This window comes from Alishewanella maricola, assembly GCF_016343785.1.
Lineage (GTDB): Bacteria > Pseudomonadota > Gammaproteobacteria > Enterobacterales > Alteromonadaceae > Alishewanella > Alishewanella maricola.
The window spans coordinates 1-17840 of the sequence record NZ_JAEINI020000012.1 but is presented as its reverse complement, the minus strand read 5'-3'; the positions used below and the strand labels follow the sequence as shown (position 1 = coordinate 17840).

Below are 17840 nucleotides of genomic sequence, written 5' to 3'. Positions count from 1 at the left end.
TTGCTGCAAATTAAGATTGGGTTAGATTGTGGAATTTTCAAGCAATAAACGTCAAAAAATTGACTTCGATCAGTTTTATGATGAATGACTGAGCCAAATGGCACTGGCCATTCGACCCGTTTGGCCATCACGACGGTATGAATAGAACTGCGCAGTGTCGTGATAAGTGCAATAGTTGCCACCAAAAATAGCAGAGACACCATAAGCCTGCAGCCGCAGTTGTGCCAGCAAATATAAGTCAGCCAGATATTTTTCTTTGCCTAAGGGTTTAAAAGCGCTAGCGGCCAGCACATTTTGCTGTACAAAGGCTTGGCGCACCTCAGCACCCACTTCAAAGTGCTTGGGGCCAATGGCAGGGCCTAACCACACCAGTAGCTCACTAGGCTTTGCCTGAAACTGTTGTAAGGTATGCTCAATCACGCCCGACGCTAGACCGCGCCAGCCCGCATGAATGGCGGCCACCTCAGAGCCTGCGTTATTGCATACTAATAACGGCAAGCAATCTGCTGTCATGACGACACAAACTTGCCCAGCTTGCTGGCTAAACGCTGCATCAGCTTGAGGCACTGCCGCATTTAGCACGGCAGTGCTCTCGGTCAAGTGCCATACTTTATTGCTATGAACTTGATCAAGCCAACAAGGCTCTACGGGCATAGCCGCTTGCTGTTGAAACAACGAGCGGTTTCGAGCAACAGTAGCCGCATCGTCCCCAACATGTAAGCCTAAATTTAACCCCTGAAACACTCCCTGCGAATAACCACCGAAGCGAGTTGAGCTAACCGCCTGCACATTAAAAGGTGCAGGCCATGTTGGTTTAAGTAACAAAGGCGTCATTGACATTTAATGCTTACATTGCGCATTACACAAAATCCAAGCCATGCTGAGCGGTATCAGCACGTAAAGCGGCATTAAGTTGCACCATGTCATCCGGTAAAGGCGCATGCCATTCCAAAATTTGACCGGTAATGGGATGAGCCAGTTTAAGCATGATCGCATGCAACGCCTGGCGGCGGAAATTACGCATAAACACCAATAAGCTTTCAGCTGCCTGACGCGGGGGACGTGGCCGCCCCCCATACACCGGATCGCCCACTAAAGGATGACTGATAAACGTCATATGCACACGAATTTGATGCGTTCTGCCGGTTTCTAAGCGCAGACGTAACCTGGTATGAGCACGATACTTCTCCATTACCCGGTAATGCGTGACAGCAGGCTTACCGCTTTCAAGCACCGCCATCAAAGTTCTTTTGGTTGGATGCCGGCCAATAGGACGATTAACCGAGCCACCTCCGGTCATGGCACCGTAACAAACCGCTTCATATTCACGGGTAATTTCACGTGCTTGCATGGCTTCAACTAAATGCGTTTGTGCCGGAATGGTCTTGGCAACCACCATTAAACCAGTGGTGTCTTTATCAAGGCGATGCACAATGCCTGCGCGCGGCACTTCACCAATACCTGGGCAATGATGCAATAAAGCATTTAATAAAGTGCCATCCGCATTACCAGCACCAGGGTGAACCACTAAACCCGCAGGTTTATTGATTACTAAAATATGTTCATCTTCAAAAACCACATCTAAAGCAATGGGCTCGGCCAAAAAGCGTTCGTCTTCAGGCAAATCGGCTGTAATATCAATCTGCTCACCTCCGAACATCTTCTGTCTTGGCGTATTGCAAAGTTGCTGTTCAACTTGCACAGCATCAGCCAAAATCCACTCTTTTATACGTGAACGTGAATAATCAGGGAACATTTCGGCTAAAACCTGATCTAAGCGTTTACCAAAAAGATGGTCAGGAACGATTTGTGAAAGTTTTATCTGTTTTGTCATGACGGAAGCAGTTATCCTGTGTGCAACCCCTCGATATCTGGGGTAGAATCGCATTAGCGCCTATTTTAACGATTTTACGCTGGACTAGACAGCCATTTAGCTTAAGTAGTAACGGATTTTTACATGAAATTGAAATTTATACTGATAGTTTTGATGTCAATCGCCCTAACGGCCTGTGCTGGCAAACCCAAACCACAGCAAATGACTGCCACACAAACGGCTCAAGGCATGTATCAACAAGCCAAAGAAGTCTTGGATGCAGGCCTTTATAACCGAGCCATTGAATTACTCAAAGGGGTAGAGAGTCGCTATCCGTTCGGCCCATTAGCTAAACAAGTACAACTCGACTTAATTTATGCCCATCATCAAGCTGGCGATATTCCACAAGCGTTAGCCAGCATTGACCGCTTTATTCGGTTAAACCCCAACCAGCCTGATTTAGATTATGTCTATTACATGCGGGGCCTGACCAACTTAAAAGCCGATGAAAATGCGTTTCAAGAGTTTTTTGATATAGAGCGCGCCGACCGTGATTTAAGCAGCACCCGTCAAGCGTTTGATGATTTTAAAATTTTATTAAATAGCTTTCCAAACAGCAAATATGCCGATGAAGCGCGTAACCGCATGTTGGTGATTAAAAACAAATTGGCCCAGCATGAATTAATCGTTGCCGATTACTACATGCGCCGTGGTGCTTATCTCGCTGCAGCGAACCGTGGTAAATATGTGCTAGAGTTTTACCGTGATGTACCACAAGTAGAACAAGCTCTCGAAATTATGGTAGAAAGCTATGGCCGCTTGGGTTTAGATAAGTTAAAGCAAGATGCAGAACAAGTATTACGCCTTAACTTCCCGCAAAATAGCAGCATCAAATAACTTAAATCTCAAGACATTAACACCTCCGCTACGACGGAGGTGTTTTTTATGCCCCTACCGATGGGCTAAATCGCTTCTAACGCTTCTGCTAACTTACTCACACAGATGACCTGCATACCCTCAATCGGCTCTTTGGGCGCATTCGCTATCGGCACAATAGCGCGACGAAAACCATGTTTTGCCGCTTCACGTAAACGTTCTTGCCCACTCGGTACCGGCCTAATTTCCCCCGCCAAGCCGACTTCACCGAATACGACCAAATCATTGGGCAAGGGTTTATCACGAAAACTCGATACCAAGGCCAGCAAGGTCGCTAAATCAGCACTCGTTTCGTTGACCTTAACGCCGCCGACGACATTGACAAACACATCTTGATCGGCCATTTGCAAACCACCGTGGCGATGCATAACGGCCAATAACATAGAAATACGGTTTTGCTCCATACCCAAAGTCACGCGTCTTGGATTATTCAGCGGTGAATAATCGACTAACCCTTGGATCTCGACTAATAATGGCCGCGTTCCTTCCCAAAGCACCATCACAATACTGCCAGATTGATCTTCTTTACCACGCGTTAAAAAAATAGCCGAAGGATTTTTCACTTCTTTCATGCCCTGACCGGTCATAGCAAAGACGCCTAGCTCATTTACCGGGCCAAAACGATTTTTATGGCCACGCATAGTGCGATAGCGGCTATCGGTATCGCCATCAAGCATCACCGAGCAGTCAATACAATGCTCAAGTACCTTAGGGCCAGCCAGCGAGCCATCTTTTGTGACATGGCCCACCATAATAATGGCTATGTGATACTGCTTGGCAAAGCGTGTTAAAAAGGCCGCACTTTCTCGAACCTGCGACACACTTCCTGGGGCCGATTGCACATCAGCTAAATGCATCACTTGGATGGAGTCGATAACCATAATGCGGGGCTTTTCTTGCTGCGCTAATTGGCAAATCGTTTCGACATTGGTCTCTGCCAGCATTTTTAACGTGCCCATTGGTAAACCTAAGCGCTGAGCGCGCATCGCCACCTGCTGTAAAGATTCTTCCCCCGTGACGTACAAGGCTCCACCCTGTTCAGCTAAGCCACACATCATTTGTAGTAATAAGGTACTTTTACCAGCACCTGGATGCCCACCGATTAAAATAGCAGAACCCGGCACAATACCGCCGCCTAACACGCGGTCAAACTCAACAAAGCCAGTACTAAAGCGTGGTACTTCTTGCAGATCGACTTCATCAAGCCGCATCACTTTAGCGACTGTGGTACCGGCATAACCATCCAGCCGAGTATTTTTCGTTTTTACGGCTCCTAGTCTTACTTCAGTAATACAGTTCCAAGCCGAGCATTCAGAACACTGACCTTGCCAGCGCATAAAATCGGCACCACATTCATTACATACGTAGGCGGTTTTTGTTTTTGCCATGATTTTTCCTAATTTGAATAAAAGGCACAGATATTGCTTTTCGAAATAGAACAACGTAGCTTAATCTCATTATAACCCTAAGCTGCCAAAATTTTGGCAACTGAATCAGCTGACTATGACTGCAACCGACTTTAAAGAGCAATCTGGCATTATTGAAAGGATGAAAGGACTGATCAACTCACCCGAGTTTGAGCAGACTTTCGCTAGTCTGTCTGCTAGCCTGCCTAAGTCAAAACAGTTTTTATTAAAAATGGAACTAAAGCGTCTTGCTCAGCCTTGCAACTATTACATTGATTTACGCGGCCATGTTGATGGTGATGTTAAACCTTTTGTCTATTTAGGCAAAACCCATCACCTAGATGATACCGCACGGCAGATCTTTGAAAACGGCGTTAACGATTACGGCCAATACACTATTGGCGTCTACGAAGAAGTCATGAACGCTGACAATAACTTTCGGGTTCGTCATCGTAAAGAAACCGAAGAGCGTGTTCGTAATGCATTAGCACAACGCCGTAATGGTTTGCAGCTGCCCGACTCCACAAACACGCAAGAAAATACCGAGCCAGAAGAAGAAACCAACAACCCGAATAAATTAGTGCAGTTTGGCTATTATATCAGCCGCTGTGAAGAGCGCATGAATTATGGCATTGAAGTAGAAGTCCGCCATGCGGATCAGCGTTTTAGTGCCATGACCACGGATCTGTCTGTTGGTGGTTGTAAATTAAAAATACCAGCAGGGCGGCAAATTGTTGTGGGGGACACCCTCAATTTGGCTTTGCGTGGTTTAGAAAAAGAATTCACCTTGAATTTGCCTAAGGGTTTAACTTATCAAGTCTTAGAAGTGGATGAGCAGGATAAATATAACTATTTGCGATTAAAGCGCTTGAATCCAGAACAAGAAGGCTCGTTTAATCAATTTTTACAGAGTTTTATTCACGGTAATAAACGCCGCTACAAGGTGAATTTAGATAACACCACCGACGCCGTCATTACCAAGGGCTATGAACAATACTATTTGCCGCGAATTAATACTTTACCGGTTTATTTATCTGTTGTTGATGGCCAAGTCAGTAGCCGTTTTTGCCTCACCAGTGATTACAACAAAAGTGTTTGGCATTATTTTTTGGATGAACAGCAACTCTCAGTATTAAGCCATGTACTATCTGCAAAGCGGCTAAAACTGCTGCTGAGCCAGACCTCAACCGAACGCTCCAGTATCTTGTATTGCTTTACTCACGCAGCAAAAGGCAAATTGTATTTTTATGCTGCGACGGATCTTGAACTTGCCGAATCAACCGCTTTGCGTGAGATGTTTTTTGGGTTTGGCGCTGGCAAGCCCAGTTGGCGTGTATTCCATCTTAATTTATTAAAAACTCACGTAAGCCAAAGTATTAATGAATTTGCCATACCCGGCGCGGTCAACACGCAAAAACCGTTCCCCTTGATCGCGGGTATGCTCAAAGATATGCATTATATTGCCGCACTCACTGAAATCAGTTCGGCTGAACATCGGCGTTATTACTCGGCCTATACTTACCAAACTGATAAATTAGCGGCCTTAAATAAATTTGGATTAAGTAAAGCCCTGCAAGCCAAACCCTGTGAAGCGATAGCTATTCATTATATTAATTTACGTGCTGAGTCGCGTTATTTGTATAAAACCACGGTGCTGGTAAGAAACAAACCAGAGCAAACCCCCATCAGCAGTTTTAGCCGAGACTTTTCCACTGGCGGCCTACAAATTGAATTTAGCCAACCTGTCGATTTTCAAAAAGGCGATATACTGCTTTTTGAATTACCCGATCTACAAAAAATCACGAACAAACATCAATTATCGGGCTTACCTTACGAAGTAATGGCAGTAAGTAAAAGCCGCACCATTATGAATTTGAAAATTGCTCAAACCGATTATCATGTTGGTAAGGCGTTTTTTCAGCAGTTAATTCAAAGTAACCGCAGCAAATTAACTGTGGCCGAAGAAACACCGAAGTACCCTGGCTTATCAGATGCACTGCGCAATATGTATGTTAAAACGCTGAATAACTTTGCGGTTTTTATTCATCGCAAAGGCCTACGCCATGACGTAAATGTGTTAGGCCGTGGCGCCCAGCCCAATGCAATTCATAAGTTGCTGCAACTGTCGCAACAGAGCAGCAAAAGCTTAGACTTTAGTTTATTGACGAAAGAGCACGTGCTAACGCAAGAAGTCGCACATTTTTTAAAGCAAATGAAGCGACATGATCCGTCAAAACAATTTGAGTTGTATATTCGGGTTACCCCGTTAGACAATGGTCAACTGGAGTTCAGTAGCCATTATGATTTTGAGTTTAAGCAAGCGGAAGATCTGCAAATCTTTATTTTAGATGCTATTGAACATCATGTGCTGTTTAGTTTTAAACTCTACGTTTCTCGTACCGGTAAGCTAGACTCAGAATATATCGCGAAAGAGATTGGCTATATCAGTGTTTATGCTATACACAAAGCAAAAACGTTAGAGGAAGAGTTGTGGCATGTCGAAGGGGTAGCTGATGGTGTAGAAACCTCTGCAGAGATCGTTGCTCGTTATAATGCGGCTGCCTGCACCGCTCAACAGCAAGCACGCATGGCTATCTTAGCGCGCGATAAATAGCCATTATAAGCTCTTTAGCCATAGCGTGAGCTCTTGAAAATGCTCCGTTGCTGCAGCGGGATGCGTCAACATAGAAATATGATCATAGTTTTGCGAATAACCCTGCGTTTTCCCCAATAAACTGAATTTCGCTTCACGCTGAGCGCATTCTTCAATAAAAGCCTGTACATCCTTCGGGTGACCAAGCACACGATCATGCTCGGCGGCAAAATGCCAAATGGCTGGCCACATCGCTTGCTGACAAGCTTGCTGATAATCAAAACCATCCGTGCAATCTTTAAACGGAGCACCTTTGATCCAACGAATGGTATCCAACAAAAATTGTCGCGGCTCATCATCTGCCCCTAAACGCCAGCGTTTAGCAGGTAAATAACCAGGCTGCCGACTTAACCAAGGGGCAAGACTATTCCATACCATATCGATTTTCAGCCATTTTGCTAACGATCGCACACTGATCACGCGTTTGGTGCCAAAACAAACCTTGGCTTTAACTTTCTGCAGTAAATGCGGATGACGGGCTAAACTTGCCGCCGCCAACACGCCGCCCCACGAATGACACATCAAGATTAAGGGCTGTTGATGTAAGTCGTAAAAATGCTCGATTAAGCGCGGAATATCATGACAAATTAATTGTTGCTGATTTTGCTGCAAACCATCAGCCAGCGAGGGTTGCGATAAACCACGACCAGCAAAATCGACGGCATAACCAATAAACCCCTGATCGGCTAAGAAGCTGGCAAGGCCTTTACCTGAATGGCTGTAAAAAATCCGCCCATTCTCAATTGCACCGTGCAAATACAACACCGGCGCAAGTGAACCGTGCAGCGGTGTTAATTGCCTAACATGCAGATGATAGTCTTTTAAATCAACAAACAACGAATGTTGTTGATGCTTCACGCGGGTTCAACCAAATACAATAGCTGCAATAAGCTGCCGGAAGTTATCGCCGCTTTGGCCGCCGCCTGCACCTTGGGTTTCGCATGAAACGCTACACCTAAGCCAGCTTGTTGCAACATTAATAAGTCATTAGCGCCATCTCCTATGGCGATGGTTTGAGCCAGTGGAATGCGATACTGCGCAGCTAACTCGCCGACAACAGCCGCTTTACGCTCTGCATCAACAATGGGTCCTAACACCTTACCCGTTAACTTACCCTCAACAATCTCTAATTGATTAGCAAAGGTTGCCGTTAAGCCCAGTTGCTGCTTTAGGGCATCAGTAAAATAGGTAAAACCGCCGGAGGCAATAGCCACCTGCCAATGATGACGCTGTAACGTTGCCACCAACTCGGTTAACCCTGGCATTAACGGCAACTTATCTAATACTTGCTGCAGCACTGATTCAGGCGCACCGGCTAATGCCGCCACCCGTTGTTGCAAGCTTTGAGCAAAATCCAGCTCACCGTTCATTGCTCTGGCAGTAACGGCGGCCACCTGTTCACCTACACCGGCTAACTTAGCAATCTCGTCGATACATTCAATTTCAATGGCCGTCGAGTCCATATCCATCAGTAATAAACCGGGCTGCGATAACGCTGGACGCGTTGCTAAAAATACCAGCTGGCAATCTAGCGCTGCTGCGATCTGGTTTAATCGCGCTTGTTCAGGTTGCGCCAGTGCGGGGCTTTGCAACAACAGGCCGGCCGGTAAGCTAGCAAGCGGTTGATTGACACTGACGGTTAGTAACATAGAAGGTAATGCCAGCGCAGCTAAAATCTGCTCAAGTTGGCTCAAACTCTGCTCGCCACCAAAGTAAATTAATACTGGGCCACTGGCAGCGCTATCAGCCGTTGCCACACTCTGAATTTGCCCTGCTCGCCATTCTAAACACAACGGCTGCTGCGCTTCAGTTAACATCGACTTTAGCTCACGATTAAACGGAGCTAATACTTTAGAAAAATTCGACACGCTCTGCCCTATACTTAACTGAATGACCATGGCATGCTACAACACTTTAGGCAGCGACCTGCCGACGTCATTTAGCGATTAAAAATATGCAGCACCATAGCCTATCAGGTCATCGATATTCAAGCTTTATTACCTTATTACAACTGGCATTAGCCGTATTAGGTATTTGGTTTATTTTGCATAGCTGGGGCGCAGCACGCACTGAAGGTCAGCAACTGTTGATGCAACAAAATAAACTGCTGATGCGTGAAACCTTAATTGCCATGTCTTACACCGCCGGTTATTTATTAGAAAATGACGAATTGGAAGGCTTGTCGCAATTAACTCAACATATTGCTGAAAATCCGTTCTTACATGATGTCGTGGTTTATGATGCGAATGGCGTCAGGATCAGTTGGTCAGAAGCGAATTCTGCCGCACGCTTACTGTATCGCCCCGACCAGCCTTTAGCATTAATCCCGATGGTAGAAGAAATTCGAGTGAACAACGAATTGCTTGGCTATATCAAATTAAGTTTATTGCAGGATGAAAAGTTGTTTCCGGGCTATCATTCTTGGCAGCAGTTAATGCAACAAATCTTAGGTCTGCTGCTACTTACTGGCGCGGTGGGCATGTTACTGAAACGCAACGTTAGTCAGCTAAGTCAGCGCTATCGCAAAACACCTACTCCCCAAGCCTGATACTCTTTACCTAAACCTTTTCGCCGGTTAACTCAGTCGCAAGACCTGACGACTATTTTGCCACAACGCCACAGCGAGCTGCGGTGGGGATTCATCTCTTAATTGACATAAAGCGTCAAACACCTGTGCTAACTGCGCTGGCGTATTGACCTGCCCTTGAAAACCGCTTAGCGGCATAGCGGGTGCATCGGTCTCTAACACTAAAGCCGACAGCGGTAATTTACTGACCGCATTCCGTGTTTTTTCGGCTCGGCTATAGGTAATAGTGCCACCGATACCTAATTTGAACCCCACATCGATAAAAGCGTGCGCTTGTTGCTGACTTCCTGAAAACGCATGCAAAATGCCGCCTTCACTAAACTGCTGACGTTTAATTTCCGCTAATAACGCTGGCTGACTTTTACGATGGTGCAAGATCACCGGTAATTTATGCCGTTTGGCTAACGCTAATTGTGCTGCAAACAATTGCTGCTGTATGACAAAACTGTCCGCATTTAACGCGAAATCAAGGCCAATTTCACCGATGGCCTGCACCGATACCTCTGGCTGTTGCAACTGCAACGCCAGCAAATCAATATCCGCTAAGTGATGTTTAATGGCCCACCAAGGATGGATACCCAAAGCAAGATAAAATTGCGGGTTGGTTTGACACAGCTTCAGTAAACGCGGCCAATTTTCTTTAGCCACTGCTGGAATTAACAAGGCTTGCACCCCAGCTTGCTGTGCTAGGCGCCAATGCTCTGGCCATGCATGCCAGAGTTCGGGTAAGTCAAGATGACAATGGGTGTCGAATAGCGGGTAATGCATCGAGCGAGTTGTTATTTGGGGGTTATTCACTCGCGCGAGTCCTTTTTTACTGCCGCGTTAAGGGCACAGCCGCTCAATTTGCCAGCCAAGATCCGTTTGCCGATACATAAAGCGATCATGTAAGCGATGCTCACCGCCTTGCCAAAATTCAATTTGATAAGGACGGACTAAAAAGCCGCCCCAAAAATCGGGTAACGACACATCACCATGCGAAAATTTCTCTTTGATTTCCGCAAATTTCTGCATCAGTGCCAAACGCGTTGACACCGGCCGACTTTGCTCAGATGCCCAAGCGGCCAACTGACTTTCTTTGGGTCGTGATAAGAAATACTTCATTACCTGACTGGTAGGCACGCGTTCTGCCGTGCCATAAACGATCACTTGGCGCTCGAGAGGATGCCACGGAAAATGTAAGCAAACTTTAGGATTAGCTGCTAACTCGGTAGCCTTACGGCTGCCAAGGTTAGTGTAAAAGGTAAAGCCGCTCGGGTTCAGATCTTTTAACAATACCAGCCGCTGTGACGGCTGCCCCTCAGCGTCGACGCTCGCTACACACATTGCGGTCGGATCGGGCAATTCTGCCGCCACCGCATCTTTTAACCATTGTTCAAATTGCACAATGGGATCGGCATCGAGCTGGTCGAGATCCAATTTATCTTTGGTGTAGCTGCGGCGAATCGCGTCGATTTTCATGTTACATCCGTTCCATTACTTCAATACCCAGAAGGTCCAAGCCTTTGTGTAATAACTTGGCGCTAAAAATACTCAGCATTAAACGGCTGTCACGCGTTGCTGGTTCAACACCTTCTTTTAGAATAGGACAGGCTTCATAGAACGTCATGTATAAACTGGCCAGTTCATACAAGTAATTACACAGTAAATTCGGCTGAGCTTCCTTCATTACTTGTTGTAAGGTTTCTTCAAAACGCAATAATTTAACAGCTAACAATTTTTCCTGCTCGGCGCCAATCACGATTTCAGCATGAAAATCAGCCGCAACCTCAGCTTTGCGTAAAATACTGCGTACCCGAGTATAGGCATATTGTAAGTAAGGTGCGGTAGCGCCTTCAAAGCTGAGCATTGCATCCCAGCTAAAAATATAGTCACTGGTACGGTTTTTCGATAAATCCGCATATTTTACCGCCCCAATGCCAACCTTACGGGCGATCTCAGCCATCTCAGTTGCTGATAAATCGGTCACTTTATCTTGCAATACCGCATTGGCGCGAACTACCGCTTCTTCCAGGAGTTCAGCCAGCTTTACTGTGCCGCCAGTACGCGTTTTAAAGGGTTTACCATCTTCACCCATCATGGTGCCGAACGGGCAGTGATCGTAGGCTGTGCGCTCGGCTAAATAACCGGCCTTGCGTGCCACTAATTCGACTTGTTTAAAGTGCAGAGCTTGCCGTGCATCCGTGAAGATAATAATGCGATCAGCGGCTAATTCGTGGCTGCGATACTGACACGCGGCTAAATCGGTGGTCGAATATAAGAAACCCCCACCGGTTTTTTGAATGATAAAAGGTGAAGGGGTACCCTCTTTATCGGCTAATTCTTGCAAAAACACCACCAAAGCACCTTGGCTTTCAACCGCGATATCTTTTGCGACTAACTCAGCAACAATCGGTTGTAACATGGCGTTATAGGCGCTTTCAGGTTTGATATCGGCATTCGTCAGGGTGACATTCAGTTTCTGATAAACGTCGTTGCTGTGTTTAATCGAGGTATCAATAAACATCTGCCACAGTTTTTGGCAATGCGCATCACCGCTTTGTAGTTTTACCACGTAATCACGTGATTTATCCGCAAAACCGCTTTCATCATCAAAACGCTTTTTCGCTTCCCGATAGAAATCTTCAAGATCGGCTAAGGCGACCGTTTCTAAATCGACACCGGCGGCGATTTTGTCTTCTAAATGCGCTATCAGCATACCAAATTGCGTGCCCCAATCGCCCATATGGTTCTGTCGGATCACGGTGTCCCCCCAGAACTCAAGGGTTCGTACAACCGCATCACCAATAATGGTTGAACGTAAATGGCCAACGTGCATTTCTTTGGCTAAGTTAGGCGCAGAATAATCCACCACTACCGTTTGCGGTGTAGGATTCACCGCAACGCCCAAACGGCTGTCGGTTGCTGCCGTCGTTAATTGCGATGCAAGCCAGTTTTTATCTAACTTCACATTGATAAAACCAGGCCCCGCTATTTCAACGCTTTCGGCCATGTCGGCAATATCGAGCAGCTCTAGTAACTGTTGCGCAAGCTGCCGCGGATTGGTTTTTAATAACTTGGCTGCCGCCATAGCGCCATTGATCTGATAATCACCAAATTCTGGCCGCGTGCTTTGCGTAACAGCCGCATTAACGTTTTCGGTTAAGCCAAGCTGTTGAAAGGCAGCAAGGGTTTTCTCAGTTAAAAGGTGTTTAATATTCATACGGCAACCTGTTAATGCTCGCGGGTTTTAAGGAATTTAATTTTCGGATAACGTTCAATAGCGAGGTTTAAGTTAACCATCGTGGGTGCGATATAAGTCAGGTTATCGCCGCCATCTAAGGCCAAGTTATTACTGGCTTTATTCTGGAACTCTTGCAGTGTTTTAGCATCATCACAGTAAACCCAGCGCGCGGTACTCACATTCACACTCTCGTACAGCGCGTCAACGTTGTACTCTGATTTTAAGCGATGCACGACCACATCAAACTGCAGCACCCCGACAGCACCCACAATCAGGTCATTGTTATCCAGCGGACGAAACACTTGCACAGCGCCCTCTTCCGCTAACTGAACTAAGCCTTTCAACAACTGCTTTTGTTTCAGTGGGTCACGTAAGCGAATACGACGGAATAACTCCGGTGCAAAATTCGGAATACCGCTAAATTGCATATTTTCACCGGTGGTGAAGGTGTCACCAATTTTGATGGTGCCATGGTTATGCAAACCGATAATATCGCCTGGGTAAGCTTCTTCTAAATGCTCGCGATCACCGGCTAAAAAGGTTAACGCTTGCGGGATCAAAACGTCTTTACCAATGCGTACATGACGCACTTTCATGCCTTTTTCATACTTACCTGACACGATACGCATAAACGCAACACGGTCTCGATGCTTCGGATCCATGTTAGCTTGAATTTTAAAGACGAAGCCGCTAAAGCCGGTTTCCGTAGCTTGCACTGTACGCGTGTCTGTCGCTCGGGGTTGCGGCGTAGGCGCCCACTCGGTCAAGCCATCCAGCATATGATCCACACCGAAGTTACCTAGAGCCGTACCAAAGAACACCGGCGTCAGTTCGCCTTTCAAAAACAAGTCTTGATCAAACTCGTTACTCGCGCCTTGCACCAACTCCATTTCATCGCGCAATTGCTGTGCATAATAGCCAAGCCGTTTATCCAGTTCAGGATTGTTGAGGCCTTTGATCACGTCAACATCTTGAATAGTGTGCCCGAGGCCCGATTTATAGAAAATGACCTCGTCACGTAAGATGTGATACACGCCTTTAAATTCTTTACCTGAGGCAATCGGCCAAGTGATAGGTGCACAAGCAATCTTTAAAACGCTTTCAACTTCATCCAATAAATCAATCGGATCGCGAATATCCCGATCCATTTTGTTCATAAAAGTGACGATCGGCGTATCACGCAGGCGTGTCACTTCCATCAGTTTGATGGTGCGATCTTCAACCCCTTTAGCACCATCAATGACCATTAAACAGGAATCGACGGCGGTTAAGGTACGATAGGTATCTTCGGAGAAATCTTCGTGACCCGGCGTGTCTAGCAGGTTGACCAAACAATCATGATAAGGAAACTGCATGACGGAAGTTGTCACGGAAATACCGCGCTCTTTTTCCATCTCCATCCAGTCTGAAGTAGCAAACTGGCCCGATTTTTTACCCTTAACAGTACCGGCTTTTTGGATCAAGTGTCCGAACAACAACACTTTTTCAGTGATCGTCGTTTTACCGGCATCGGGGTGAGATATGATTGCAAAAGTTCTTCTAGAATTGATTTCGTTAAGAAAGTTTTGGTCTGCCATTAATAAAGTCTTTTCATTTTTGCATGGATTTCGACAAATAATTGCAGAGCCCGCAGTAGAGCCCTTCGTTTGCTAGATCCATTATGTTTAACATCATTGGTGGCTATTTTCGCTGATCCTGACGCTTTAAACAATCAATGCTTTTCATCAAGGGGTCTGGTAAGGCTAAACAGGCGCTGCAACCTGCAAAAAAACGAAAACGTTGCCCATGAAAAAAAAACAAGCACTCGGCTTTATTGCCACAGCGTTAAACAAACAATATCAGGCATAATCAGGCTTGCAGCTTTGTGAATGGGTGGCTAACTGTTAGGATAAACCATCTGTTATTTTGCGGGTAATAAAGCATTCAGTTATATGCTTCCGTTTTAGCAAAATAGCAGCAATAACCTCTGCTAAAAAGCAGCCGTAGCAATTAACTAAACGCTAAGGGTAAGCACATCAGCAATGCATCTTCGCGGCCCTGCGCGCTAACGTAGTAATTATTGCGGCGGCCTGTTTCGATAAAACCCGCTTGCTGATAAAGATGCAATGCCTGTTGGTTAGTTGCACGAACCTCTAACCAGGCATCTAAAGCATTACGTTCGGTACTCTGTGCAACAAAGTGTGCAAGTAATAATTTACCGAAACCCTGACCTTGCGCCTGCGGCGCAACGGCAATATTAAATAATTGACTTTCTACCCCCAGAAATTGGCCAATATAAAACCCTTGCAACTGTTCATGTTGAAAAACACCATAATTGAAATATTGCTGATTAAAACAAGAACGAAATACCCCTTCAGTCCAAGGGTATAAATTAGCTGCCAACTCGATGTTCATTAAGGTAGGCAAATCTTCAAGGCTTAGTAGCCGGATCTCAGGCATCGACATACTCAGATAACAATAACCATAGCTGACGCTTTAACATGGGTTGTTTAAGTGCCACGAGTGATGGGGTAATTAATTGCTGCTCTTGGAAATGAATGTCTACAGCGTTTGGGTTTATTTGCCAGTCTGTGATGCCAAATGATGCCAACAGACATTCAATATCTGCTACAAGTACATCCAGCTTGCTAGCCTCAACATTGGTTATAGATTCACTCTGGCGCGCATCAGTAGCTTCAGCTGAGCGCGATTGCGAACAATCTGAATAAAACTCAGATTTAGGTTGCAACGGCACCACAGCAAGCTGCTTTAATAAAGTGAGATGTGTTTGAGAATACATTGTCATAAGAAGAAGTGGCAGGGGCAGAGGGATTCGAACCCCCAACCATCGGTTTTGGAGACCGCTGTTCTACCAATTGGAACTATGCCCCTAGCGTTGGAGTCGCCATTATACAAAGAACCGACTAAAGGTAAAGTAAAAAACATGATGCTCCTACCTGAATGAATAGAAAACATACACTTTTTAGTAAATAAAATAAAGCCCAGAATAAACTGGGCTTTATACGCACTATTTAGCGGTTTTTTGTCGATGTTTTTCAAACCAGTAAATAATGTAGGCAGGTTTCGCCATCATGTTACTTGGCCGTGTATGTATGGCATGCGATGCCCCAGGGATCCGCACCATCGCCGTTTCTACGCCACGTAACTGTAATGCCTGATAATATTGCTCAGTTTCAGAAATAGGGGTACGGAAATCAGATTCACCGGTTAAGAGCATGGTGGGTGTTTCGACTTTGCCAACATGCTGAATAGGTGAGTATTTAAGATAGTGTTCAGGATCTTCCCAAGGTAAAGCAGGAAACCAATACTGGCTAAAGTAACTGTACATATCGGCATTTAACACAAAAGAATACCAGTTAATTACCGGATTCACCGCAACCGCGGCAGCAAAGCGCTTAGTATGAGCAATACTCCATGTGGTTAGTACGCCACCACCACTGCCGCCCGTAACGAATAATTCGCGCTCATCGATAAAACCACGAGCAACCACTTGATCAATACCATCCATGAGATCATTAAAGTCATGGCTTGGATAATTATGATGTATCAAGTTAGCGAAGTCTTCACCATAGCTCGTACTTCCGCGAGGGTTGGTGTAAAGCACGACATAACCCTGCGATGCCAATAATTGCAACTCCATCGTAAAGTAAGGACCATAAGCAGTATGTGGGCCTCCATGGATCTCAAGGATCAAAGGATATTTTTTACTGGCATCAAAAGCCGGCGGATAAATTATCCAGCCTTGCAGCTTACGTTTATCAATAGATGATTCGTACCAGAACTCTTCAACCTTACCTATTTCGCGTTTAAATAATAAATCACGATTAAATGAAGTTAGCTGCTGTTTTTTATTGCGTTGTAATGTCGCCAACTCAGCAGGATGGGCGGTACTGGCTTGCGTATAAGCCACTAAACCATTGTTGGCAACCGCAAATTGACCACCTGAATAAGGCCGACTATAAGAAGATCCACCTAAATCATCAGCTAATACTTTTACTCGGCCATTTCCAGACAACTCAGCTAATAAACCTTTGCCCTCACTATCGTAAGTAATATACAGATCTTTACTGTTCGCTTGCCATTGGAAGCTTTCAATACCCCGATCTAAGTCTTCTGTTAAATTCTTACTATTGCTGCCATCAATATCCATTACATATAAGCGCATAGCTTGATGAGCTAATTTACGATCATCGTAACCTAAATAAGCAATCTTCTTACCATCAGGAGAAACTTGCGGTTGCGTATCTGGCCCAAAGCGATCGGTTAACGCCGTTAATTGTTTCGTCTTAATATCTAAACGAAATAGTTCTGAATTAGAGACAGCAATATGCCAATCTGCATGCCGATTAGCCGATAAATACAAAGCAGAACCATCCGGATGCCAACTTAACGTGCTGCCATGGTTAAACTCTTCATCAGTCAATTGAATAGCACTACCGCCGTCTGCGGCAATTAAATACACCTGCGTAAAACCCGCTGGTAAATAACCGGCACCATCAGCACGGTATTGTTTATTATCAATATAAATAGGCGCTTTAGCCCACTCGGCATTAACTGGCTTACCGGGTAAGGTTACTGGAGGCGCTTTACTGACGGGGGTGAACATGGTAAAGGCCAACCATTGTCCATCTGGCGACCAACTTAGATTAGCAGGTGAATGGTTAACATGGCTTAGTTGAACATTGCGGCCGCTATCTAACCAATACAAATGGATTTGCTGATCAGCTAAATAGGCAATCTTACTGTTATCAGGTGACCAACGTGGAGAAGAAGCGCTCTGAGCAGAATGAGTAAGCGCTTGTAATTGGCCCTTTGCATCCGCTAACCACAACACAGAACGCCGGCGGTCTGTTTGACGATCCATCCAATTACGCACAAAAACAATTTTTTCGCCTTTACTATCGGGTTGAGGATCAGACACAAACTCAATTTCAAATACATCATCGTACTCAAGTGGAGTGGTAGCTTGCCCCCCCCAACTTACTGAGCAAACAAGTAAAAAACTACAGAACGGTTTAACAAAACGCATAAGCGATTCTCATATTTAAGGAAGTACACTATCCATACTAGAACTCCCTGACCTTGCTGTATTAGCTTTTGCGGTTAATCAACATGGAATAACGACAGAACAAAGCCAAAACAATCTCACTAAATTATCAGGAAATTTATCGGCAAAAATTATTAAGATTCACTGCTTGGAAGCGTTTTGTCAGTGATACTGC

15 protein-coding genes and 1 tRNA gene are annotated in these 17840 nt (G+C 45.3%); 3 read left to right on the top strand and 13 right to left on the bottom strand.

What is annotated here, in order from left to right; all coding sequences use genetic code 11:
• Positions 1–75: 75 nt before the first annotated feature.
• The gene (pgeF, locus tag JAO78_RS14090) at positions 76–834 is read right to left on the bottom strand and encodes a peptidoglycan editing factor PgeF (protein ID WP_226752074.1); all 759 of its coding nucleotides are present in this window, start codon (positions 832–834) and stop codon (positions 76–78) included.
• 25 nt (positions 835–859) lie between these two features.
• Complete coding sequence (gene rluD, locus JAO78_RS14085) at positions 860–1834, bottom strand: 23S rRNA pseudouridine(1911/1915/1917) synthase RluD (protein ID WP_226752007.1); 975 nt, start codon at positions 1832–1834, stop codon at positions 860–862.
• Positions 1835–1957: 123 nt separating this feature from the next.
• On the opposite strand from rluD, the gene JAO78_RS14080 reads away from it, so the two are divergent.
• On the top strand, positions 1958–2710 hold the full coding sequence (locus tag JAO78_RS14080; RefSeq protein ID WP_226752006.1) for an outer membrane protein assembly factor BamD: 753 nt from the start codon (positions 1958–1960) through the stop codon (positions 2708–2710).
• Between the two features lie 65 nt (positions 2711–2775).
• On the opposite strand, the gene radA is transcribed toward JAO78_RS14080, so the two are convergent.
• Entirely contained in the window at positions 2776–4137 is a 1362-nt protein-coding gene (radA, locus tag JAO78_RS14075) for a DNA repair protein RadA (RefSeq protein WP_226752005.1), read from the bottom strand.
• Between the two features lie 115 nt (positions 4138–4252).
• On the opposite strand from radA, the gene JAO78_RS14070 reads away from it, so the two are divergent.
• Complete coding sequence (locus JAO78_RS14070; RefSeq protein ID WP_226752004.1) at positions 4253–6769, top strand: PilZ domain-containing protein; 2517 nt, start codon at positions 4253–4255, stop codon at positions 6767–6769.
• A 3-nt stretch (positions 6770–6772) separates the two neighbouring features.
• Here JAO78_RS14070 and JAO78_RS14065 read toward each other — a convergent pair whose 3' ends face one another.
• Together JAO78_RS14065 and serB are read right to left on the bottom strand one after the other, a co-directional pair.
• Complete coding sequence (locus tag JAO78_RS14065; RefSeq protein WP_226752003.1) at positions 6773–7666, bottom strand: alpha/beta fold hydrolase; 894 nt, start codon at positions 7664–7666, stop codon at positions 6773–6775.
• Positions 7663–8676 (bottom strand): phosphoserine phosphatase SerB, encoded by a 1014-nt coding sequence (serB, locus tag JAO78_RS14060; RefSeq protein ID WP_226752002.1) that lies wholly within the window; start codon positions 8674–8676, stop codon positions 7663–7665. The genes JAO78_RS14065 and serB overlap by 4 nt, the downstream gene beginning before the upstream one ends.
• A gap of 86 nt (positions 8677–8762) precedes the next feature.
• Here serB and JAO78_RS14055 point away from each other — a divergent pair, with 86 nt between their 5' ends.
• The gene (locus JAO78_RS14055; protein WP_226752001.1) at positions 8763–9356 is read left to right on the top strand and encodes an AhpA/YtjB family protein; all 594 of its coding nucleotides are present in this window, start codon (positions 8763–8765) and stop codon (positions 9354–9356) included.
• A 27-nt stretch (positions 9357–9383) separates the two neighbouring features.
• Here the strand turns inward: JAO78_RS14055 and JAO78_RS14050 are convergent, their stop codons facing one another.
• The 8 genes from JAO78_RS14050 to JAO78_RS14015 form a co-directional block, all read right to left on the bottom strand.
• Positions 9384–10193, bottom strand: a complete 810-nt coding sequence (locus tag JAO78_RS14050; protein WP_226752000.1) for a TatD family hydrolase — start codon at positions 10191–10193, stop codon at positions 9384–9386.
• Between the two features lie 27 nt (positions 10194–10220).
• Positions 10221–10856: a pyridoxamine 5'-phosphate oxidase gene (pdxH, locus tag JAO78_RS14045; RefSeq protein ID WP_226751999.1), complete on the bottom strand. Its 636-nt coding sequence runs from the start codon at positions 10854–10856 to the stop codon at positions 10221–10223.
• A 1-nt stretch (position 10857) separates the two neighbouring features.
• A complete protein-coding gene (gene argS / locus JAO78_RS14040; protein ID WP_226751998.1) occupies positions 10858–12597 on the bottom strand; it encodes an arginine--tRNA ligase in 1740 nt (579 codons plus the stop codon).
• Between the two features lie 11 nt (positions 12598–12608).
• On the bottom strand, positions 12609–14195 hold the full coding sequence (prfC, locus tag JAO78_RS14035) for a peptide chain release factor 3 (protein WP_226751997.1): 1587 nt from the start codon (positions 14193–14195) through the stop codon (positions 12609–12611).
• A gap of 412 nt (positions 14196–14607) precedes the next feature.
• Positions 14608–15057, bottom strand: a complete 450-nt coding sequence (rimI, locus tag JAO78_RS14030) for a ribosomal protein S18-alanine N-acetyltransferase (RefSeq protein WP_226751996.1) — start codon at positions 15055–15057, stop codon at positions 14608–14610.
• Entirely contained in the window at positions 15050–15403 is a 354-nt protein-coding gene (locus JAO78_RS14025) for a hypothetical protein (RefSeq protein ID WP_226751995.1), read from the bottom strand. Before JAO78_RS14025 ends, rimI begins: the two co-directional genes overlap by 8 nt.
• A 9-nt stretch (positions 15404–15412) precedes the next feature.
• Positions 15413–15489: transfer RNA gene (locus tag JAO78_RS14020), tRNA-Trp, on the bottom strand.
• 136 nt (positions 15490–15625) lie between these two features.
• On the bottom strand, positions 15626–17647 hold the full coding sequence (locus JAO78_RS14015) for an alpha/beta hydrolase family protein (protein WP_226751994.1): 2022 nt from the start codon (positions 17645–17647) through the stop codon (positions 15626–15628).
• Positions 17648–17840 lie beyond the last annotated feature (193 nt).